Source organism: Syntrophomonas palmitatica JCM 14374, assembly GCF_001311885.1.
Classification (GTDB): domain Bacteria; phylum Bacillota; class Syntrophomonadia; order Syntrophomonadales; family Syntrophomonadaceae; genus Syntrophomonas_A; species Syntrophomonas_A palmitatica.
Map to the genome: position 1 here is coordinate 49,537 of NZ_BBCE01000016.1, position 20,973 is coordinate 70,509.

21 protein-coding genes and 2 pseudogenes are annotated in these 20,973 nt (G+C 45.6%); 20 read left to right on the forward strand and 3 right to left on the reverse strand.

What is annotated here, in order from left to right; genetic code table 11:
* Positions 1 to 211 precede the first annotated feature (211 nt).
* The 13 genes and pseudogenes from JCM14374_RS09835 (at position 212) to coaD (ending at position 13,106) form a co-directional block, all read left to right on the forward strand.
* The gene (locus tag JCM14374_RS09835) at positions 212 to 1,393 is read left to right on the forward strand and encodes a radical SAM/SPASM domain-containing protein (RefSeq protein WP_054696688.1); all 1,182 of its coding nucleotides are present in this window, start codon (positions 212 to 214) and stop codon (positions 1,391 to 1,393) included.
* A 96-nt stretch (positions 1,394 to 1,489) separates the two neighbouring features.
* Positions 1,490 to 2,472, forward strand: a pseudogene (gene hemB / locus JCM14374_RS09840) (porphobilinogen synthase).
* A 186-nt stretch (positions 2,473 to 2,658) separates the two neighbouring features.
* The gene (nirJ2, locus tag JCM14374_RS09845) at positions 2,659 to 3,657 is read left to right on the forward strand and encodes a putative heme d1 biosynthesis radical SAM protein NirJ2 (RefSeq protein ID WP_054696690.1); all 999 of its coding nucleotides are present in this window, start codon (positions 2,659 to 2,661) and stop codon (positions 3,655 to 3,657) included.
* Complete coding sequence (locus JCM14374_RS14810) at positions 3,654 to 3,899, forward strand: Lrp/AsnC family transcriptional regulator (protein WP_242848949.1); 246 nt, start codon at positions 3,654 to 3,656, stop codon at positions 3,897 to 3,899. The genes nirJ2 and JCM14374_RS14810 overlap by 4 nt, the downstream gene beginning before the upstream one ends.
* On the forward strand, positions 3,833 to 4,126 hold the full coding sequence (locus tag JCM14374_RS14815) for a hypothetical protein (RefSeq protein ID WP_242848950.1): 294 nt from the start codon (positions 3,833 to 3,835) through the stop codon (positions 4,124 to 4,126). Before JCM14374_RS14810 ends, JCM14374_RS14815 begins: the two co-directional genes overlap by 67 nt.
* Positions 4,116 to 4,586 (forward strand): siroheme decarboxylase subunit beta, encoded by a 471-nt coding sequence (gene ahbB, locus JCM14374_RS09855; protein WP_054696692.1) that lies wholly within the window; start codon positions 4,116 to 4,118, stop codon positions 4,584 to 4,586. Before JCM14374_RS14815 ends, ahbB begins: the two co-directional genes overlap by 11 nt.
* A gap of 62 nt (positions 4,587 to 4,648) precedes the next feature.
* Positions 4,649 to 5,938, forward strand: coding sequence for a glutamate-1-semialdehyde 2,1-aminomutase (hemL, locus tag JCM14374_RS09860; protein WP_054696694.1), 1,290 nt, complete (start codon positions 4,649 to 4,651; stop codon positions 5,936 to 5,938).
* A gap of 14 nt (positions 5,939 to 5,952) precedes the next feature.
* On the forward strand, positions 5,953 to 6,732 hold the full coding sequence (locus JCM14374_RS09865) for a CheR family methyltransferase (protein WP_083454016.1): 780 nt from the start codon (positions 5,953 to 5,955) through the stop codon (positions 6,730 to 6,732).
* A 255-nt stretch (positions 6,733 to 6,987) separates the two neighbouring features.
* Positions 6,988 to 7,746: an electron transfer flavoprotein subunit beta/FixA family protein gene (locus tag JCM14374_RS09870; RefSeq protein WP_083454017.1), complete on the forward strand. Its 759-nt coding sequence runs from the start codon at positions 6,988 to 6,990 to the stop codon at positions 7,744 to 7,746.
* Positions 7,747 to 7,784: 38 nt separating this feature from the next.
* Entirely contained in the window at positions 7,785 to 8,738 is a 954-nt protein-coding gene (locus JCM14374_RS09875) for an electron transfer flavoprotein subunit alpha/FixB family protein (protein ID WP_054696698.1), read from the forward strand.
* A gap of 91 nt (positions 8,739 to 8,829) precedes the next feature.
* Positions 8,830 to 10,965, forward strand: coding sequence for a heterodisulfide reductase-related iron-sulfur binding cluster (locus JCM14374_RS09880; protein ID WP_054696700.1), 2,136 nt, complete (start codon positions 8,830 to 8,832; stop codon positions 10,963 to 10,965).
* 290 nt (positions 10,966 to 11,255) lie between these two features.
* A pseudogene (locus tag JCM14374_RS09885) lies at positions 11,256 to 12,436 on the forward strand (acetyl-CoA C-acetyltransferase).
* A 178-nt stretch (positions 12,437 to 12,614) separates the two neighbouring features.
* Entirely contained in the window at positions 12,615 to 13,106 is a 492-nt protein-coding gene (coaD, locus tag JCM14374_RS09890) for a pantetheine-phosphate adenylyltransferase (protein WP_054696703.1), read from the forward strand.
* A 35-nt stretch (positions 13,107 to 13,141) separates the two neighbouring features.
* Here coaD and JCM14374_RS15330 read toward each other — a convergent pair whose 3' ends face one another.
* Both JCM14374_RS15330 and JCM14374_RS09900 read right to left on the reverse strand, forming a co-directional pair.
* Complete coding sequence (locus tag JCM14374_RS15330; RefSeq protein ID WP_054696706.1) at positions 13,142 to 13,750, reverse strand: 3D domain-containing protein; 609 nt, start codon at positions 13,748 to 13,750, stop codon at positions 13,142 to 13,144.
* A 417-nt stretch (positions 13,751 to 14,167) separates the two neighbouring features.
* Positions 14,168 to 14,662 (reverse strand): gamma carbonic anhydrase family protein, encoded by a 495-nt coding sequence (locus JCM14374_RS09900; protein WP_083454018.1) that lies wholly within the window; start codon positions 14,660 to 14,662, stop codon positions 14,168 to 14,170.
* Between the two features lie 217 nt (positions 14,663 to 14,879).
* Between JCM14374_RS09900 and JCM14374_RS15335 the strand changes: the two genes are divergently transcribed.
* Together JCM14374_RS15335 and JCM14374_RS15340 are read left to right on the forward strand one after the other, a co-directional pair.
* A complete protein-coding gene (locus JCM14374_RS15335; RefSeq protein ID WP_083454019.1) occupies positions 14,880 to 15,209 on the forward strand; it encodes an Hsp33 family molecular chaperone HslO in 330 nt (109 codons plus the stop codon).
* 44 nt (positions 15,210 to 15,253) lie between these two features.
* Positions 15,254 to 15,757 carry an Hsp33 family molecular chaperone HslO gene (locus JCM14374_RS15340; protein WP_083454020.1) on the forward strand — a complete coding sequence of 168 codons (504 nt, stop codon included), beginning with the start codon at positions 15,254 to 15,256 and terminating at the stop codon, positions 15,755 to 15,757.
* Between the two features lie 32 nt (positions 15,758 to 15,789).
* Here JCM14374_RS15340 and rpmB read toward each other — a convergent pair whose 3' ends face one another.
* Entirely contained in the window at positions 15,790 to 15,978 is a 189-nt protein-coding gene (gene rpmB, locus JCM14374_RS09910; protein ID WP_054696710.1) for a 50S ribosomal protein L28, read from the reverse strand.
* 122 nt (positions 15,979 to 16,100) lie between these two features.
* On the opposite strand from rpmB, the gene JCM14374_RS09915 reads away from it, so the two are divergent.
* The 5 genes from JCM14374_RS09915 (at position 16,101) to JCM14374_RS09930 (ending at position 20,880) form a co-directional block, all read left to right on the forward strand.
* Positions 16,101 to 16,463 (forward strand): Asp23/Gls24 family envelope stress response protein, encoded by a 363-nt coding sequence (locus tag JCM14374_RS09915; protein WP_054696712.1) that lies wholly within the window; start codon positions 16,101 to 16,103, stop codon positions 16,461 to 16,463.
* A 13-nt stretch (positions 16,464 to 16,476) separates the two neighbouring features.
* Positions 16,477 to 18,108, forward strand: a complete 1,632-nt coding sequence (locus JCM14374_RS09920) for a DAK2 domain-containing protein (protein ID WP_054696714.1) — start codon at positions 16,477 to 16,479, stop codon at positions 18,106 to 18,108.
* Positions 18,109 to 18,306: 198 nt separating this feature from the next.
* Complete coding sequence (gene recG / locus JCM14374_RS09925) at positions 18,307 to 20,379, forward strand: ATP-dependent DNA helicase RecG (RefSeq protein ID WP_083454021.1); 2,073 nt, start codon at positions 18,307 to 18,309, stop codon at positions 20,377 to 20,379.
* A 108-nt stretch (positions 20,380 to 20,487) separates the two neighbouring features.
* Positions 20,488 to 20,610, forward strand: a complete 123-nt coding sequence (locus tag JCM14374_RS15345) for a hypothetical protein (protein WP_278279264.1) — start codon at positions 20,488 to 20,490, stop codon at positions 20,608 to 20,610.
* A gap of 75 nt (positions 20,611 to 20,685) precedes the next feature.
* Positions 20,686 to 20,880, forward strand: a complete 195-nt coding sequence (locus tag JCM14374_RS09930) for an alpha/beta-type small acid-soluble spore protein (protein WP_054696717.1) — start codon at positions 20,686 to 20,688, stop codon at positions 20,878 to 20,880.
* Positions 20,881 to 20,973: the final 93 nt, after the last annotated feature.

The following is a 20,973-nucleotide window of genomic DNA, read 5'->3' on the forward strand; positions in this document are numbered from 1 at the left end:
TGTGCAAATAAACTCAATAGTTGCCGGTTAATGCTGCCCAAGGTGTTTATTATAACCGCATATTGCCGCGCCAAGTTCGCAATGACACTTTTGCAGCCCATGTGCAAACCATATAAAAGCTGAGTTTTAATACATAATTTATCTTTCAAAATTCAGCGTTATTCATAAGAAGTCCGCGTTTGTGCGTTTTCAAAATTGGGAGGGTTAATAGATGATTGGATGTACCAAATTGCTTTGTGGAACCGCAACCGTCTCTGAGGCTATTAAATACCGGGGCAGTGATCGCGAAATACCTCCGCAGTTGCTGCAGTTTTCAGCCCAAAACCGCCCTCTGGTGGTATGGAATATGACCAACCGCTGCAACCTGCGCTGCAAACATTGTTATATTGATGCTGAAGATCGCAGTTATGCCGGTGAACTTAGCACCGAAGAAGCGCGCACATTCATAACTGACCTGGGTGAAATGAAAGTGCCGGTATTATTGTTTTCGGGCGGAGAACCCCTGATCAGAAAAGACATTTTTGAACTGGGACGCATGGCGGTAGATCTGGGGTTAAGACCGGTTATATCAAGCAACGGGACCCTGATAGACGATGAAATTGCCAAAAAGATTAAAGAAACCGGTTTTCAATATGTAGGCATAAGCATAGATGGCGCGCCTGCCACCCATGATGATTTCCGCAACAAGAGCGGAGCTTTTGAAGATGCCTTGCGTGGTATTCGGGCCTGCTTAGAAAATGGGGTTAAAACCGGAATAAGATTTACCGTGAACAAATATAACCAGAATGATCTTCCTGAGATATTTGAAATAATTGAGCGGGAGCGTATTCCGCGTTTCTGTATGTATCACCTGGTTTATGCCGGACGGGGTCAGGAGATGGCAGGGATGGATACCGCCATTTCCGACAAACGTGAGATCCTGGAATATATTTGCCGCAAGACCATTGAACTTAACCAAAAAGGGGTAGAAACAGAAATACTTACAACCGATAACCACGCTGACGGGGTATTCCTCAGAAATTATATCCAACAGCACCAGCCGGAAAGAGCGGGAGAGATTGTGCAGCTGCTGGATATGCACGGCGGATGTTCGGCCGGCACGAAATTCGCCAATGTGGATCCGCGCGGCAATGTGCATCCCTGCCAGTTCTGGCAGGACTATACCGTGGGCAATGTTAGAGAAAAACCCTTCAGCCAGTTGTGGCTGGGTGACGATGAATTAATGGTAAAGCTTAGAGAAAAGGATAAATATCTGAAAGGCAAATGCGGGCAATGCGATTTTAAAACCCTGTGCGCAGGCTGCCGCATAAGAGCCCGGGCGGTCTACGGCGACATCTGGGCCGAAGACCCCGCGTGCTATCTTAACGAGAGTGAGCTGAAAAAGGGTAATTAACACAGATTAAACACAGATGTTCACAGATGAGTTTTAAATAATATCTGTGAAGAATTTGTGTTGAATCATCGTTCTCTTTATTCTGGGGGTGTATTAATGGGTTTTCCGGTGAAACGGATGCGCAGGCTGCGGGTCAGTGAAGGAATGCGCAGGCTGGTGCGTGAAACTGAACTAAATGTAAATGACCTCATTTACCCGCTCTTTATTATTTATGGGAGAGATAAAAAAACAGCTATAGAATCGATGCCTGGAATATACCAGTGGTCTTTGGACCGTTTGCCTGAAGAAATAAATGAGGCCAGGGAACTTGGGATTTCTGCATTCCTGCTTTTTGGCATTCCCGAACACAAAGATGCAGAAGCAGTTCAGCCTGGCAGGAAAACGGGGTAGTCCAGCAAGCAGTTCGTTTGCTCAAAGAAACCTATCCCGAAGCTCTGGTTATAACTGATGTCTGTATGTGTGAATATACGGATCACGGACACTGCGGCCTGGTAGACAGCGATGGGACCATAGACAATGACTCCACTCTGGAACTCCTGGCGCGTGAGGCGTTGTCACATGCCCGGGCGGGCTGCGACATAGTAGCCCCTTCTGATATGATGGACGGCAGGATTGGTTTTATACGAAAAACTCTTGACAACAACGGTTTTGAAAACACCGCGATTATGTCTTATGCCGCCAAATATTGTTCTTGTTTTTATGGACCTTTTAGGGATGCGGCCGGTTCAGCGCCCCAGTTTGGCGACCGCCGGACTTACCAGATGGATCCGGCTAACCTGCGGGAAGCATTAAGAGAAGTCGCTCTTGACATCGAAGAGGGCGCAGATATAGTTATGGTCAAACCGGCCATGGCTTATCTGGACGTCATTAAGGCCGTAAAAGATAAGTATGCCTACCCCCTGGCGGCTTATAACGTAAGCGGAGAATACTCGATGATTAAAGCTGCGGCCGCACAGGGCTGGCTGGATGAACAGCGGGCTATGATGGAGACCTTAACCTCCATAAAACGCGCCGGCGCTGATATGATCATCACCTACTTCGCCAAAGACGCCGCCAAATATCTAAATGAACACCGGTAAAAGAGAACAAATCAACACATATTTATACAGATTTTGCGCTGATTAACACAGATACAATAACCTAACGTAACTAACAAAGAAGCTTCCTTTTTGTAACTATAATCTAAATATAAATAACTATAAATTTATCTGTGTATATCTGTGGACCATCTGTGTTCATCTGTGGTTAATTTGGAGGTGTATTCGATGCTTGTTTCCTGGAATTCTACCAACCAGTGCAATATGTTCTGCGACCACTGTTATCGCGAAGCCGGAGCCAGATTGGAAGAAGAACTTAGTACAGATGAAGCTAAAAAGCTCTTGCGGGAAATCAAAAGAGCCGGATTCCGCATCATGATATTCAGCGGAGGCGAGGCCATGCTGCGTCCGGATATTTATGAATTAGGGGCTTACGCGGCCGAAATAGGCTTAAGACCGGTTCTCGGCACCAATGGCACTTTAATAACCCCCGAAGCAGCTCGTAAACTGAAAGACGCAGGTTTCATGGCCGCGGCTGTCAGTATTGACAGTCTGGACAAAGAAAAGAATGACAGGTTCCGGCGTTTTGAAGGCGCGTTGGAATTAGCCTTGCAGGGTATTGAGAACCTGAAAGCAGCTGGTATAGCCGTGCAAATAAATACTACGGTGATGGAATGGAACCTGGAAGAAATAGACGCCATTATAGATTTTGCCGCAGCTAAAAAGGCGATGGGGCATCATCTCCTGTTCCTTGTTCCTACCGGAAGGGCAATTAATATCGAAGAAGAAGCCTTGCGAGTGGCGAAATATGAAAAAACCCTGGCTCATATCATGGAAAGGCAGAAAACTGTGGATATTGAACTGAAACCGACCTGTGCTCCGCAATTTATGCGCATAGCTGATAAGAAGGGTATAAACCTGCGTTTCAGCCGGGGATGCCTGGCGGGAATCAGCTATTGTATAATCAGTCCCCGCGGTGATGTTCAACCCTGTGCCTACCTTAATATCCCGTTGGGTAATGTAAAAGAACAACCATTTGATGAAATATGGCGGGATAATGATATGTTCAAGGCTTTGCGCAGTGAGGAATACAAAGGCAAATGCGGAATCTGTGATTACCGCCAGCGCTGCGGCGGCTGCAGAGCCAGGGCTTATTATTACAGCGGAGGCGATTATATGGCGGAAGACAGCTGGTGTTTATATAAGCCTCAGGGGCAAATATCATGAATATTAATTTAACCGCAATTGATCGCAAGATATTGAATCTCCTGCAGCAATCATTTCCGATCAGCTCTCAACCCTATGCCTGGCTGGCCAAACAACTGGATATAACCGAAACAGAATTACTGGAACGGATAGCTATTATGAAAAAAGCCGGTATTATTCGCAGGTTGGTGCGGTTATGGACTCGAAAAAACTGGGATTTTCATCTACCTTATGTGCTTGTCGGGTTGCAGAGCAGGATATAGAAAATGCAGCCGCCATTATCAACGCTGTACCAGGAGTAACCCATAACTACCAGCGTGATCATGACTATAACCTGTGGTTTACTTTAACCTGCGAAAATGAGGAAACCCTGCAGAAAACCATCAAGGATCTGGAACAAGCAATAGGATATGAAATAGCCTCTATGCCCGCGGCAAGGGTTTATAAGATTAGAGTAGCTCTGGACATGGGTGAAAATAATGCTATATGATAAATTAGACAGGGAAATAATTAAATTCTTACAAGGCAGCTTGCCGTTAGAATCTCGTCCCTATGCTGAACTGGCCGAGCATTTGCAGGTTAGCGAAGAGGAGATTGTTGCCCGCATCGGCAGTCTGGCTGACCGCGGCATAATAAGGAGGCTGGGGGCTGTACTGCGCCACCAGCGGGCGGGTTACCGAGTAAATGCCATGGTGGCCTGGAAAACAGATGTTAGTAATCAGGATCGTTCCGGGCAGATTATGGCTGAATTTCCACAGGTGAGTCATTGTTATTTGCGGGAGGTACCACCTGATTTTGCATATAATTTGTTTTCCATGATCCACGCCCGCAGTGAGGAAGAACTAAAACATCTTGTGGCAGAGATATCCTTGCGTACAGGCTTGGACGATTATCTGGTTATACGCAGTATAAAAGAAATGAAAAAGGTTAGTATGGAATACTATCGTTAAACAGGGAATAATTGATTATTGTTAATTATTCAGAGCTATTGCATAATCAACGGGGGTTCATAATGAAGAATACAAATAAATCAGAAGAATTATTCGGCATTGCTCAGCAGATAATACCAGGGGGAGTCAACAGCCCGGTACGAGCCTTTAAATCTGTGGAATCAAGCCCTATTTTTATTGATAGGGCCAGCGGCGCCAGGTTATATGATGTTGATGGCAACGAATATATTGATTATGTAGCTTCCTGGGGTCCGTTGATACTTGGACACAGCCATCCTGCAGTGGTTGAAGCTGTCTGCTCTGCTGCCGAGAGGGGTACCAGTTATGGAGCGCCCTGTGCAGCCGAAATTGAACTGGCGCAGATGATCTGTGAAGCTATTCCTTCAGTGGAAATGGTGCGCATGGTCAATTCCGGCACGGAAGCTGCCATGAGCGCGCTGAGGTTGGCGCGGGCTGTGACCGGTCGGGACAAGGTGGTGAAATTTGAAGGTTGTTATCATGGCCATGCCGATAGTTTTTTAATTAAAGCCGGCTCAGGTCTTTTAACGGCTGGAGTGCCAAGCAGCCCCGGGATACCCTCCGGACTGGCTGAGAATACCCTGATTGCTCGTTACAACGATATGCAATCAGTCGAAGATATTTTTAAAAAATATGGGCATGATATTGCCGCAGTTATTGTTGAACCTGTTGCTGGCAATATGGGCTTGGTACTTCCTGACCCTGATTTCTTGCCGGCACTGAGGAAATTAACCGAGCTTTATGGCAGTTTGCTTATCTTTGATGAAGTAATCAGCGGGTTCCGCGTAGGGTATGGCGGTTTTCAGAATATTATCAACGTTAAACCTGACCTGACCACATTGGGTAAAATAATCGGCGGAGGGTTACCGGTCGGCGCCTATGGCGGCAAAAAAGAAATAATGACCAGGATAGCTCCCGAAGGTGATGTTTACCAGGCCGGAACTTTATCCGGCAATCCTTTGGCCATGGCTGCAGGAGTGGCTGCATTAAAGCAGCTTCGCGACCATGATTGGTATGACCGCCTTGAAGTTATGAGCTATTTATTGTGCAATCGTCTCAAGGCTGTTTTTGAGGACCATGATTACAATGTGAATATTAACCGCTTTGCTTCTATGTTCTGCCTTTTCTTTACTGATAGAGAGGTAAATGATTATGATGCGGTTATGAGCTGTAATACCAGGGAATATGCGCGTTTTTACCGCGAAATCCTTAAAGAGGGGGTTTATTTGCCTCCGGCCCAGTTTGAGGTGTCTTTTGTATCTTGCGCACACGAGCTGGAAGATTTAGATAAAACAGTAGAAGCAGTAAGCAGGGTGCTGGACAGGATATTATAAAGGAGGGGAAGCCTGTGGAGTACACTGCTGACTGGGATTGGTTTGTAAAAAGGTTTGAAGGCATGAGCCGCATAGATTTAACCGCCTATAAAAGACCGCAGATGGAGCGGCGAATTAATAGTTTCATGCGTACTGTCGGTGTACCGGACTACAAAAGTTTTGTTGATCTGCTTTTAAATGATAAGGTTGTCTATCGCAGATTTTTAGATCATATTACCATTAATGTATCCGAATTTTTCCGCAACCCCAACCACTGGGAGGTGCTGGAGAAGGAAATCGTTCCCGTATTATTAAAAGACAAGAATTCGTTGAAGGTCTGGAGTGCCGGTTGTTCGACGGGTGAAGAACCCTATTCGCTGGCTATGATGTTTAAGGGAAAAAATATTAACATCAGTGAGAAAATTTTAGCTACAGATATAGATATGGATGTACTTGAAAAGGCGAGTATGGGAATTTATTCTGATAAGGCCGCCCAAACCGCACCTGATACATACCGAAATAGGTATTTTACCCGTGAAGGGGATTTCTTCCGGGTTAATGATGACATTAAAAAAATGATCAAATTTGAACGGCAGGATTTATTAAAGGATCAGTTTGGCCGGGGATTTGATTTAATTTTATGTCGAAATGTAGTTATTTATTTTACTGAGGAAACCAAGCAAAAGCTATATCATAAATTTTCCGAAGCCTTAAGACCTCAAGGAGTGCTTTTTATAGGCAGCACCGAACAAATATTTCAGGCGAGGGATATGGGATTGCAGTCCATCGCCACGTTCTTTTACAAGAAAATATAAAGTCAGGGATTGTCGCCAGGCAAAAACTTTGTCAGCAATAAATTTGAAAAAAGCAGGAAAAATAAGATATGTATCGAAATGATTATGGTGGTATTTTCTTATCGTGAAAAAGGGGGGAAGGTTCAAATACTTTTGCCGGTAAAATTGCCGAAGGCAAAGATATACAAGAAATTCTTTTGGAGGTGATCGGTCGAGTTATTAGGATCATATAAGGAAAAATAACCCTAAAAACCAATTATCAGATGAAAAGGAGGAATGACCTTGAAGGTTGTAGTATGTGTTAAGCAGACATTTGACACAGAGGCCAAGATCGAAATAAAGGATGGCAAAATCGCAGATGCGGGTATCAATCTGATCATTAATCCCTATGACGAGGTAGCAGTAGAAGGTGCTATTCAGCTGAAGGAAAAGGGAGTAGCCACAGAAATCGTGGTTGTTTCCGCCGGCTCCGACAAAGCTATGGATGCTATCCGTACCGCTCTGGCCATGGGCGCAGACCGGGGCATACTTGTTACTATCGATGCTGCTGCTGATGAATATGCCAGAGCAGTTGCCCTCGCCGAAGCTATCAAAGCTGAGAACCCGGACATTGTCCTGGCTGGCCATGTTGCTGCCGATGACGGTTCTTCACAGGTTCCGACCCGTATAGCTGAAATACTCGGCTTACCACATATCAATGTTATTACCAGCCTGGAGATTGCTGGCGGCAAGGCTGTAGCCAGCAGCGAAGCTGATGGCGGAACTCAGGTTACTGAGGTTGCCATTCCTGCGGTTATTTCCAGTCAGGTTAGCTGGAATGAACCCCGGTATCCTTCCATGAAGGGTATCATGGCAGCTAAAAAGAAACCGGTTGCCACTGTAGCTGGCAAAGCTGCTGACAACAAGACCAAGATTGTCGAATTCTCTCTGCCCGCTGCCAAACAGGCCGGTGTTAAGATTGAAGACGAGCCCGATGTAGCAGCAGCTAAACTGGCTGACTGGATGAAGAATACCGTTAAGGTAGACGTGAAATAATTGCAAATTTGATTTGCTGAAATAAAGGAGGGTAATTGATGGCAGGAACATGGGTATTTGTAGAACAAAGAGACGGTAATATCCGTAAAGTTACTTTTGAAATGCTTTCCCAGGCCAAGAAATTCGGGGATGAAGTAGTTGCTGTTCTGTTTGGCAAAGGTGTAAAAGGCATCGCCGGCGAATTTGGCAAATACGGTGCTGACAAGGTCCTGGTAGCAGAAGCAGACGTTTTTGCTGATTACAACACCGGTGCTTATGTAGCACAGATGGTGGCTATGATCAACGAAATGAAACCCAATGCGATACTGTTTGCTCACAGCTTTAACGGCCGTGACTTTGCATCCCGCCTGGCTCAGAAACTGGAAGCCGGTCTGGCAACTGATGCTATCGGTGCTGAAATCAGCGCTGGCAAAGGCGTATTCACCAGAGCTATCTATGCCGGTAAAGCCCTGGCCAAGGTGGAAATCACCACCAGCCCGATTCTGGCTACTATTCGTCCTGGTGTATTCGAAGTTGCTGAAGCTGGCGGCGCTGGCGCAGTTGTTGACGCAGCTGTTGCCGCTGGTGCAGGTGATGTATACCAGACTGTTAAGGAATTCAAACCCACTATATCTGCTCGTCCCGAACTGACAGAAGCTGCTGTAGTTGTTTCCGGCGGCCGCGGCTGCAAAGGCCCCGAAGGCATCAAACTGGTTGAGCAGCTGGCTGACATGCTGGGTGCAGGTGTTGGCGGTTCCCGTGCCGCTATCGACTCTGGCTGGCTGGGCCATGAACTGCAGGTAGGCCAGACCGGTAAAGTTGTTAACCCGAATCTTTATGTTGCTTGCGGAATATCTGGAGCCATCCAGCATCTGGCTGGCATGTCCTCCTCCAAATTCATCGCAGCGATTAATACCGACCCTGAAGCTCCCATATTCAACGTATCTGATTTTGGCGTAGTTGCCGATCTCTTTAAAGTAATCCCGGTTCTTTGCGGTGAACTGAAGAAATAGTTTTCTCTCGGAGAGGCTGGTGTTTGCTGGATATACGTCAGGTATATCCAGTAATACACCTCGTCGTTTGTATAAGGAGGGAATTTTGTAAATGATGTTTGGATTTGAACCACTAGAAGGCGGTTATGAGGTTCCAATGCGCGTAGTTGGAGCCAATGTTCCCTTTGAATGGCTTATTTATGTAATCATGTTGATTCCCGTATGCGTATTCCTGTATGGTTTCTTTAAACGGGTTCAGGTATGGTTGTTAGCCAAAGGCGAGCTGCACCGCAATGACAAAGTGGGCGCTCGTATTTGGTCATGGTTTGTTTTTTCCTTTGCTCAAGCTCGGGTAATCAGAAAACCTCTGGCAGGATGGATGCATTTCTTCCTGTTCTGGGGCTTCTTGCTTCTCTTTATGGCCGCTGGAATCGATGCCATGCATAATATGATCGGATGGCCTCATCTGGCAGGCGGAATGTATATCGGAATGTCCTGGATAGTAGACGTTTTTGGTTTCCTCGCTATGATAGGCATCGTTGTTCTGGCTTTCATCAGATACGTCCAGAAGCCTGAACGCCTGAATGACACCAATAGCGCCGATGGTTGGATGATACTTCTTATTTTCGCTATCCTGCTGACTGGTTTCTTCATTGAAGGTCTGAGAATTGCGGCTCAAATCAAACTTTCCACTACCCTTTCCCAGATTGCTTATGAACAGACTGCTTCACCCTTCGGCTGGCTTTTCGCGGCTATGTTTGGGGGTATAAGTCTGGAATCAGCCCTTATGTGGCACCGCATTCTGTGGTGGTTCCACATGGCGATAGCGTTCCTCTTCATCGCTTTGGTTCCCTTTACCAAGCTGTGGCATATATTTGCCAGCATGCTGAACTATGCTTTCCGTGATCTGGAACCTTCCGCATGCCGCATGGTAGAGAATATTGAGGAAGCTACCACTTTTGGCGTAGAGAACATCGAAGACTTTGGCTGGAAGGATTTAATGGATCTCGATGCTTGTATCCGCTGCGGACGCTGTCAGGAACAGTGCCCGGCTTACAACACCGGCAAGCACTTGAATCCAAAATTAACCCTTATCCAGGCTATGAAAAAGCACCTGGACGCCAAAGCTCCTTACCTGATTGAAGCCAAGGCCAGCGGAGCGGCTGATGAAGCTGCTGAAGTAGCTATGACCGAAGAAGCAGCCGCTGATGTTAATCCTATGGAGCAGAGTCTGCTTTATGACGTGGTGACAACCGATGTTATCTGGGATTGCACCAACTGCCGCGCCTGTATGGAACACTGCCCGATGTTCATCGAGCATATTCCGAAGATCGTTGAAATGCGCCGCAACCTGGTTATGTGGCAGGGTGACATGCCTGGTGAAGCTCAGATGGCTTTCACCAACATGGAGCGCAACTACAACCCGTGGGGTGTTGGCTGGGCCAACCGCGCCGGGTGGCTGGAAGAAAGAGGCGTACGCGATCTGGTCAACCTGCTGCCTGAAGATGGCAAACCGTTTGAATACCTGCTCTATGCAGGCTGTGCGGTTTCCTTCGATGACAGGTATAAGAAGGTCGGCGAAGCCCTGGTAAGACTGCTCAACAAAGCGGGAGTAAGCTTCGGTTATCTGGGAACAGAAGAGTTCTGCTGCGGTGACTCTGCCCGCAGATTGGGCAATGAATACCTCTATCAGACTCTGGTGAACCAGAACCTGGAATCCTTTAACAACTACGGAGTAAAGAAAATCATCGTAGTTTGCCCGCATGGTTATACTGCTCTGAAGAATGAATACCCGCAAATGGGCGGTAAGTATGAAGTCTATCACTACACTGAAATCCTGGCCAAACTGGTGGCTGAAGGCAAACTGAAGGGGGCCAAACCCTTGAATGCCAAGGTCACTTATCATGATTCCTGCTTCCTGGGACGTCATAATAATGTTTATGAAGAACCCAGAGCGGTTTTAAAGACGGCCGGATGCAACGTGATAGAAATCGAGAAATCCAAAAACTTTGGCTTCTGCTGCGGTGCCGGCGGCGGTCGTATGTGGTTGGAAGAACATGCGGTTGAAGGTTACAAACGTATCAATGATACCCGTACCGATCAATTGCTGGTACCCAATCCTGAAATGATCGTAACCAACTGCCCCTTCTGCCTGACCATGATATCTGATGGCGTCAAAGGCGCGGAAGCGGAAGAACAGACCAAAGTATTTGACGTGGCTGAGGTACTCTGGAAAGCCATGGAATAGTGATTTAGAACTTTATTAAGCAGGGGATTAACTGCGCAGCAGCTAATCCCCTGCTTTTATTTTTAATACGATAACGCTGTCACCCGTCGAGCAGATTTGTTCTTGCTGGTTTTTTCCGGTCTATAAAACGTTTGCAGGCAGGAAAAACCAGCAAATAGCGAATAAAAAGAAAATAAAGACATGAAACCATAAAATGGATAAGCATCATAATTAACCTTAAGGAGGTGCATATTGAAGATAGGTTAATCCATTCAATAAATTAAGATAATATTTAGGGGGGTAATAGACAAATGTCGAGAGAAGTTGTTATCGTATCCGCATGCCGTACCCCGGTAGGGAGCTTTGGCGGTACTCTAAAGGATACTCCGGTAGTTCAGCTCGGCAGTATTGTAATGGCCGAAGCCGTAAAACGGGCGGGAATCAATGCTGACCAGTTAGATGAAGTTATTTTTGGGTGTGTTCTTCAGGCGGCTCAAGGCCAGAACGTGCTCGACAGGCTATGATTAAAGCTGGCATTCCTCAGGAAGTAACCGCCTTTACTATTAACAAGGTTTGTGGTTCAGGTTTAAAAGCAGTCAGCCTGGCTGCTCAGGTCATTAAAGCTGGAGATGCCGATATCATGCTGGCTGGTGGTATGGAAAGCATGAGCATGGCTCCGTATGCGCTGGATAAAGCCCGTTATGGTTACCGCATGGGCCCCGGCACTTTAATCGATGTTATGATTAAAGATGGACTCTGGGAAGCTTTTAATAACTATCATATGGGTATTACCGCGGAAAATATCAATGAACAATGGGGGATTACCAGAGAAGAACAGGATGCCTTTGGCCTGAGAAGTCAGGAAAGAGCCCTGGCCGCTATAGCTGAAGGAAAATTTAAAGAAGAAATTGTTCCGGTGGTTATTCCCAGTAAGAAGGGTGATATAGTATTTGATACCGATGAATTCCCGAAAGCCACCACTGCCGAAAAACTGGCTGCTTTAAAGCCTGCATTCAAGAAAGATGGCAGTGTAACCGCGGGCAATGCTTCTGGTATTAATGACGGCGCCGCTGCTTTTGTGGTAATGTCAAAGGAAAAAGCTGACGAACTGGGTATCAAACCCCTGGCTAAAATAGTCAGCTACGCATCGGGAGGAGTAGACCCGAAGATCATGGGTATTGGTCCCGTACCCGCCAGCAAAAAGGCCTTGGAGAAAGCTGGTTTAACCGTGGACGACCTGGATCTCATTGAAGCCAATGAAGCCTTTGCGGCTCAGTCCATTGCTGTTGCCCGCGATATGGGTTGGGCAGATAAGATGGATAAGGTTAACGTAAATGGGGGCGCCATTGCCATTGGGCATCCTATCGGAGCTTCCGGCGGAAGAATACTCTGCACGCTGCTTTATGAAATGAAGAGAAGAGGTTCCAAATACGGCCTGGCTACCCTGTGCATCGGCGGCGGTATGGGCACTGCTTTGATTGTGGAAATGTAATTGCAATTAGGACACAGGCGGTTGCGTCTCAACAGAATATATAATATCAACGTTTTAAGGAAGTGTGTTTACGCATACTTCCTTTTTTTATGTAATTTAGGAGCAGAGGCAGGGAAACCTAAAATGAAAGTAGAAATAACACAAAATTATTGTTGCGTTTACAAAAGGAGAGCTGCAAATGAGCTTGGCAGTTTATGCCGGGAGTTTTGATCCGGTTACCAACGGGCATATTGATATATTAGAAAAGGTTAGTAAAATGTTTGATAAGATTATTGTGGCTGTAGTGCACAACGTAAGTAAAAATGCGCTTTTCACTCTGGAGGAAAGGGAAGAATTTATACGTGAAAGCACCCGGCACCTCAATAATATCGAAATCGAATCCTTCACCGGCTTACTGGTAGATTATATAAGGGAGAAAAAGGCCTGTGCAATAATTCGCGGGCTCAGAACCGTAGGTGATTTTGAATATGAAATGCAGGTGGCTATGATAAACAAAAAGATGCTTCCTGAGGTAGATACCATTTTTATAATGTCAGACAGCAAATATACTTTTGTTAGTTCCAGCATTATTAAAGAAGCGGCCATTTTGGGCGGAGATGTGAGCGGGCTTGCGCCGCCAGCAGTCTTGCAAGGTCTGCAAAAGAAACGACAGGAGTTTTTCAATAAATAGAGTTAATAGGGGCTGCAGGCAGCCCCTATTATATTTTAAAGTATGGTTACCTGTACAGTGCGAATTCCCCAATCCAGAGCCTCTTGATGGCTGCTAAAACAAAGGTCAAGCCGGTTGCCCTTGATGGCGTTACCCTGGTCGGCTGCAATTCCTTCACCGTAACCTTCCACCCACAGTTTTGTTCCCATGGGGATGACCTTTGGATCAACGGCTATAATTCCTCTTTCCAATGGATATCCCAGGTAGGAAGGATGTCCTCCGTAGGGATAATTACATTTGGCACAGGAGCAATAACCAGTAGCCACCATGGTTAACGTATTTCCTCCGCGCGAAGGGGTTTTATTAACCATATTTGACAGATTTAAAGCCTGCCTGGTTAATGGCCCCACTGTACCAGTGGTTTTGATACCAGCGTCCCGTTGAAATTTAATCACGGCCGCATATGTTTTGGCACCGAATATTCCATCAGCATTGCCACACCAGTATCCTCTCGCGTTCAGGGCTTGCTGCACCTGAACAACCGCTTCGCCCCGCGAACCCCAATATAAACTGGATTCGGCAGCATTGGCTGGTTCGGTGTCTATAACAGACAATCCGGCAAACAATAAAAGAGCACAAAATATTACTACAAATCCTCTACGCAAAATATGACCGCCTTTCTGTTCTGCTCTCGTTCTCCTTTCTCTGAATCACAATAACTAAATTCGCACTTTTATCGGGTTGTCCGCCCAACTTACTCTGATAATAGCCTGAATTACCGTTCGGGCTCAAACCGTATGAGAGCGTTATAAGCGGGACAAGTCAGGTTCTAAGATACTGTCTTCCCGGATGGTATCGATTCCATAGAGATAGGACAAGATACGGCCTGAAACCATTAACAGGCAGATAAGGACGGTTTTGGCGGCGGCCTGAGCAGATGTGGGATGTAGGGTGAGAAAGGAGCAGGGGGGAGGGGGGATAAACTTAGACATAGTAAATTAGGTGTAAAGTAGTTTATTACACATGATAAAATTCTCTGTGTTACTATCAAAATCTGTGTGAAACTGTGTTGAATCGTTTATTTATTCAGTTATTAGTTTCAATCCTTTGGTGCAGCGTACGGCCAGATCTTGATAAAGCTTTACCCCTATTTGGTTATATGCGATATGGTTGTCATCCAGGTCACGCACCACCACAGCGGGATTACCCATGGCCAGCTTGCGTGAAGGGACACATTTATTGGGGGGCAAAACGCTTCCCGAAGCCAGCAATGATTCGCTGGCCAGTTCGCAACCTGTAGAGATAATAGAACCCATACCTACGGTTACATTATGCTGGATGAGACAAGGCCCGTGGACTATGGCAGCGTGGCCTATCAATACGTTTTCTTCCAGGAGGGCAATAGTATCAGGTTCTGTATGTATAACAGCGTTTTCCTGAATGTTTGAACCGGGACCAACAACGATTTTGCCGTAATCGCCTCTTAATATCGCCCCGGCTCCCACATAACAATTATCACCCAGTTCCACATCTCCTATGACAGCGGCTTGCGGGTGAACAAAACAGGATTTGCCGATACGAGCTTTTTAGATTCGAATTCGTATAATGCCATGTATTTTACTCCCCCCATAAATGATGCTTGTTTTCTAATATATTTTTAAATTTTAAAACAATAATTTTGGTATTTAAAGCTTTCGGGTATAATTACATATAATTAATCATTAAAATAGGCTTGCAGGGCTATTGATGAGGTACCCCGGCAGCACAAGACAGTTAGGGTCAGAGGATAGATAAATGCAAAAGAATAGTTCGTTGATCAGGTTAATGGACCTGGATAAACAGGTAAAAGTAATAATAGCTGACACTACACAGGTAGTTGAGGAAGCGCGTCGGCGCCATCAAACCTCGGCAACTGCTTCGGCCGCTCTGGGCAGGGTTATTACCGCAGCACTATTTCTGGGCAGTGAACTCAAGGAGGATCAGGAACTGGTAACCATAAGAATAGTGGGAGACGGGATGGCTGGTCCTATAATCGCTACTGCCAATGGAAATGGTCAGGTACGCGGCTTAGTTTCTAATCCCCAGGCAGACTTGCCTTCCCGTTATCCAGGCAAACTTGCGTAGGTGAGCTGGTCGGCAAAGAAGGTTATTTAGAAGTCATCAGAGACATGGGCATGAAGCAGCCTTTTATAGGCCGGGTTCCCCTGGTAAGCGGCGAAATCGCTGAAGATTTAAGTCAATATTTTTATATGTCGGAACAGGTTTTGTCCTTGGTTTCTTTGGGGGTGCTGGTTGATACTGATCTAACGATTCTTGCTGCCGGGGGGTTGCTCATTCAGGCTATGCCTGGGGCCAGGGAAGATTTGTTGGCTAAATTGGAGAATAATGTACTGAACATGGGTGCTATAAGCGAAGTTATAAAGAATCATAAAAGAATTGAAGATATTGCGCCTCAGGTTATGAAGGGTGTGGAATACTATATTACGGGTGAACAGAACCTGCAATTCAAATGCAACTGCAGCCGGGAAAGATTGGCTGCTATTTTGGCCCAGTTAAGCGATGAGGAATTAGATGAGATTTATGCCGCCGAGGGAAAACTGGAGGTATGCTGTAATTTTTGCAATGAATTCTACGAGTATACACCGGATGACATTAAGATTATGAAAAAGTAAAAAGCCTTAGAACTTGTCTAAGGCTCAAGTACTTAAATAGCTCTTTGAACTTTGCCTGATCTGAGGCAACGGGTGCATACATTTATTTTCTTTGGCGTACCTTCCACAATCGCCTTAACCTGCTGCACATTGGCTTTCCACTGGCGGTTGGTTCTGATATGGGAGTGACTGTATTTTTTGCCAAAGCTGACACCTTTGCCGCAAACTTCACACTTGGCCACGATTCTGCCCCCTTCCTGTTCAATACACCTAACCATTATACCCAAAGGAAAGGTAAAGGGCAAGAAGAAGGAATAAAAACCAGCTTGTAGAATTATGATTATTTAAGATGGGAGGTAATGATATGTACACCATTATGACCACAGAACTGGGGGATATTACAGTAGAAAAAGAAGTGGTGGAAACTATTGCCGGTCTGGCCGCAATCGACTGTTATGGACTGGTGGGGATGGTTGCACAGGATATTACTTCGGGTCTATCCAGTATATTGGGCATAGAATCGATTCGTAAAGGTGTCTCAGTAAGCAGCTCCGATAAAGGTTTAATAGTCGATGTGCATATAATTGTGGGTTACGGCCTGAAAATCAAGGAAGTGGCCTTCAATGTAATGCAAAAGGTAGTTTATGTTTTGAAAAACAGCGCCGGTTTGGATGTCACACAAGTGAATGTGAATGTAAAAGGAGTTAGGGTACTTAGAGATAAATAGAGGAGGATATATTTTGGCTTTGTTTACAATAGACGGTAATGATCTGGTCCGCAGCCTGAAAGCGGGTTGTATTAAACTGGAGCATAACCGCGATTCTGTAGACCTGTTAAATGTTTTTCCGGTGCCTGATGGGGATACCGGAACTAACATGTATTTAACTTTATTGTCAGCCGTAAAAGAAGGCGAAAAGAACCGAGAACAGACCATTGGCAAAGTAGCCCGCTCTGTGTCGCGCGGTTCGCTTATGGGCGCTCGGGGCAACTCCGGGGTTATTTTGTCGCAAATTTTCCGGGGGATGGCGCGGGTTCTCGAAGGTAAGGAACAGGCTGACGCTTTAGATCTGGCCCTGGCATTCAAAGCCGGCGCCAATACAGCCTATGAAGCGGTTATGAAACCGGTAGAAGGCACTATTCTCACTGTAGTACGTGAAACATCACGCAGTCTGGAAACCGAGGCCAAAAACGGCAGCGATATTATTAGTACGCTTCTGGTAGGGCTGCAAACCGGGCAGGCTACTCTGGCCAAAACGCCAAGTATGCTGCCTATTTTGAAAGAAGCCGGGGTAGTAGATGCGGGCGGACAGGGTTTTCTTTATTTTCTGGAGGGTTTTCTGGAAGGACTGGTACAGGAAAAGGATATTCAACTTGATACATACCGGGAAAAACTTACCCCCTCTCAGTTTGAACAGGTTGAATCCCGAGAAGTAAAACTGGATTACCAATATTGCACCGAGACCTTAATCAAAGGTCAGGAATTGGAAGCAGAAGATGTTAAAGATCACCTGCGCCCTCTGGGTGATTCCATGTTGGTGGTAGGCGGTGACGATTTGATAAAGGTTCATATCCATTCGAACCACCCTGGCAAGGTGTTGGAAACGTGTCTGCAGTTTGGCCAGTTAAGTGATATTAAGATTAACAACATGTTGGAAGAGGTGCATGAGCACATCAATAACTGGGAAGAACAGGAACAAACCAGCCGACAGCCTGCTAAGAAAACGGGTATTGTAGCCGTGTCTGCCGGTGACGGAATCAGAGAGATTCTTAAGAGCCTGGGTGTGGACGAGGTGGTTGAAGGCGGGCAGAGTATGAATCCCAGCACGGAAGAACTGCTTAATGCCTGCCAGAGGGTAAATGGTGAGGCTGTAATCATTCTTCCCAATAACAGTAATGTAATTATGACCGCTCAGCAGGTGGTTGAGCTCTGTGATAAAAAAGTTAGAGTTATACCTACGCGATCAGTTATGCAGACTATCAGCGCACTTATTGACTATAATGCTGATGAAGAAATAGATTCCGTGGTAGAAGATATGACCGCAGCCCTGAAGAATGTTGTGTATGCGGAAGTTACCCATGCGGTACGCGATTCACAGGTCAATGGTTTAACTATAAAAGAAGGGGATACTATCGGTATTCTGGAAGATAAAATAGAGCTTACAGCTGATAATCCTGGTCAGGCGGTGGAGAAATTATTGCAGAAGATGGTTAATGAAGACTCACAGCTTATTACCTATTTTTATGGCAATAACATTAGTGAACAGGAAGCAAAACAGCTGCAGGATGCAATATCCGCCGCTTATCCCGATTGTGAAGTCGAAATTCACCAGGGGGGTCAGCCTCATTACAGCTATCTTCTGTCAGTTGAATAAATGCTGTATATGGTCCTGCGTTTTTAACCATAATCGCAGGGCCGTTTTTTATTTTTTATACGAAAGTGTGCTTTATAAAGACTTTTGAACAGGCAGGGCCATATTTGCCCGCAGCGGCGATTATAAACTGCCGTGCTGCTTTGTTGTGCTGAGTATTCGTTTCTTACTTGAATATTTTTGGACATTTGGGTGACTGAAATGCCCCAAATGGATATTGGTCAGGGAGCAAATATGGACAGGTTATTTGCGGACATTCAATATGTAAAAGGGGTCGGCCCCAAGCGAAATATTCTCTTGCGCCGTCTGGGGATTGAAAACATTCTGGACCTATTATGGTATGTGCCGCGCGCATATTTTAACCGGGGAAAATCTCAGCAAATAGCCAATTTAAAAGATGGAGATAATGTTAATCTGCGCGGAATGGTCAGAGCCACACACAGCTGGCGGGCACGCCGGGGTATGGCTATCTTCAAAGCGGTTATAGAAGACGATTCCGGTTTTATTACCGCCGTATGGTTTAACCAGCCTTATATTTCCGGGCTTATCAAAAATGACCAGGAGATATTTATCAGCGGCAAGGCAAAGGGTTGCCCGGGGGCTTTTGAAGTTCATGTCAGCGAATTTGAAATTTTGGACCATGAGGATATGGAATTTACCGTACTCCCGATATACGGTCTCACCGAAGGCTTAAATCAGAAAACCATGCGCCGCTTGCTGCATTACGTTTTGGATGAATACCTGCCTTATTATCCTGAAATAATGGAACCTCAGGCAAAGGAAAAGTATGGACTTTGCAATATTGATTACGCTATACGAAATATTCACTTCCCGGAGGATGGGCCTTCCTATCTGGCAGCCCGCAAAAGGCTGGCTTTTGAGGAACTAACTGTTTTTCAAATAGGTTTGCATGTAAACAAAACCTTGAATTTATCTGCCGGGCAATACATTTCCCATTTAGAAAAGAACCAACTTGTGGAAAATATTAGAAACAAACTGCCGTTTAAATTAACACCGGCCCAACAGCGAGCAGTGACGGAAATATTTGCGGATATGGAAAAACCACTGCCCATGAACCGCCTGTTGCAGGGTGATGTGGGTTCGGGCAAAACCGTGGTGGCAGCTTTAGCTATGGCCAAAGCCGCAGCCAGCGGATATCAATCTGCCATTATGGCGCCTACGGAAATTTTGGCGGAACAGCATTATAACAGCCTGCAGCAGATTTTTGCAGGGACGGATGTGGTAATTGCCAGCCTGACCGGAGGTACTCCAACTCGTGAAAAACAGATGATTGTTGAAGCTGCGGGGCTTGGTAATATTGATATCTTGGTGGGGACCCATGCCTTGATTCAAGAGCAGGTTGTTTTTGAAAGATTGGGTCTGGCGGTCATAGATGAGCAGCATCGTTTCGGGGTGAAACAAAGAGCCTTGTTTAACAGTAAAGGTCTTTCACCTGACATGCTGGTTATGAGCGCAACACCCATACCACGCACCCTGGCCTTGACCGTTCACGGGGAACTTAGTCTGTCAATCATTGACGAACTTCCCCCCGGAAGGCGGCCGGTTAAGACGGTGCATATTTCCGCCGCGGACAGAATGAGAGCGTACCGCTTTGTTCGCCAGGAAACGGCTAAAAACATTCAAGCCTATATAGTATGTCCCCTGGTGGAAGAATCTGAGAAACAGGACCTGCAAGCCGCTGTCAGCCTTTACGATGAATTAAAACATGAAATACTGCCTGGTATTAATCTGGGGCTTTTGCATGGCCGCATGAAAAGCAGTGAGAAAGATCAGGTGATTAGTAGTTTTAAAAAGGGCTCCATCCAGGTGCTGGTTACAACAACGGTTATTGAAGTAGGGGTGGATGTGCCTAATGCTTCGATAATGATAATAGAACATGCGGAGCGCTTTGGATTATCTCAGCTCCATCAGTTAAGGGGACGTGTGGGCAGAGGTCATAAGCAGTCGTACTGCTTAATGATAGGCGATCCGCGTACTGAAGAAGCAGCCGCCCGGCTGCAAGCCATGCAGAAGTTAAGCGATGGTTTTAAACTGGCCCAGGAGGATCTGCGCATCAGAGGCCCCGGCGATTTCTGGGGAGTAAAGCAGCATGGTTTGCATCAACTTAAAGTGGCAGATCTTATAAAAGATCAAAAAATTGTAGAGAGCAGCCGCGACCTGGTGGAAAACATGATGGAGCCGGAACAACTTCTTCGCTGGCAATCTTATGCGGAATATAAATTCAAAAAGAGTTCTCACATAGTGCAAAATTGAAAATTTGATAATAAATAATCGAGTAAAAAAACTGAATATGCAAAAAATATTTTTAAATACTGTTCGTAAAGACGGGCAGTATTTAAGTTTTTTAAGGAGGTATCAACTATGAATAATGAAACTAATCGACATGAAAAAAACGAACGCCTTAAATTTGAAATATCCCAGGAAATGGGAATTATATTGCCAAATAACAATGAAGAAGCAAATGAGAAAAATAATAAAAAGTAATGAAAATACTTCTAGCATAGATGTTTGGCCGGGGGAAAAAATAAGATTACCTTAATAAAGGAGGTGAATTTTAAAATGGCAAGAAACAAACTGTTGGTTCCTCAGGCCAAAGCTGCTATGGACCAGTTTAAGATGGAGTCAGCCAAGGAAGTAGGCGTTATGCTGAAACAGGGTTACAATGGTGACCTGACCGCCCAGCAAGCTGGCAGCATCGGTGGACAAATGGTTAAGAAAATGATCAGCGCCTATCAGTCTGGACAGGTTAAATAATTAACCCCATCGAAATAATTATACTAACGAACAAGCGGATATTTTCATCCGCTTGTTTTCATATTGGGGAAACGATTTAACACAGATATCTTA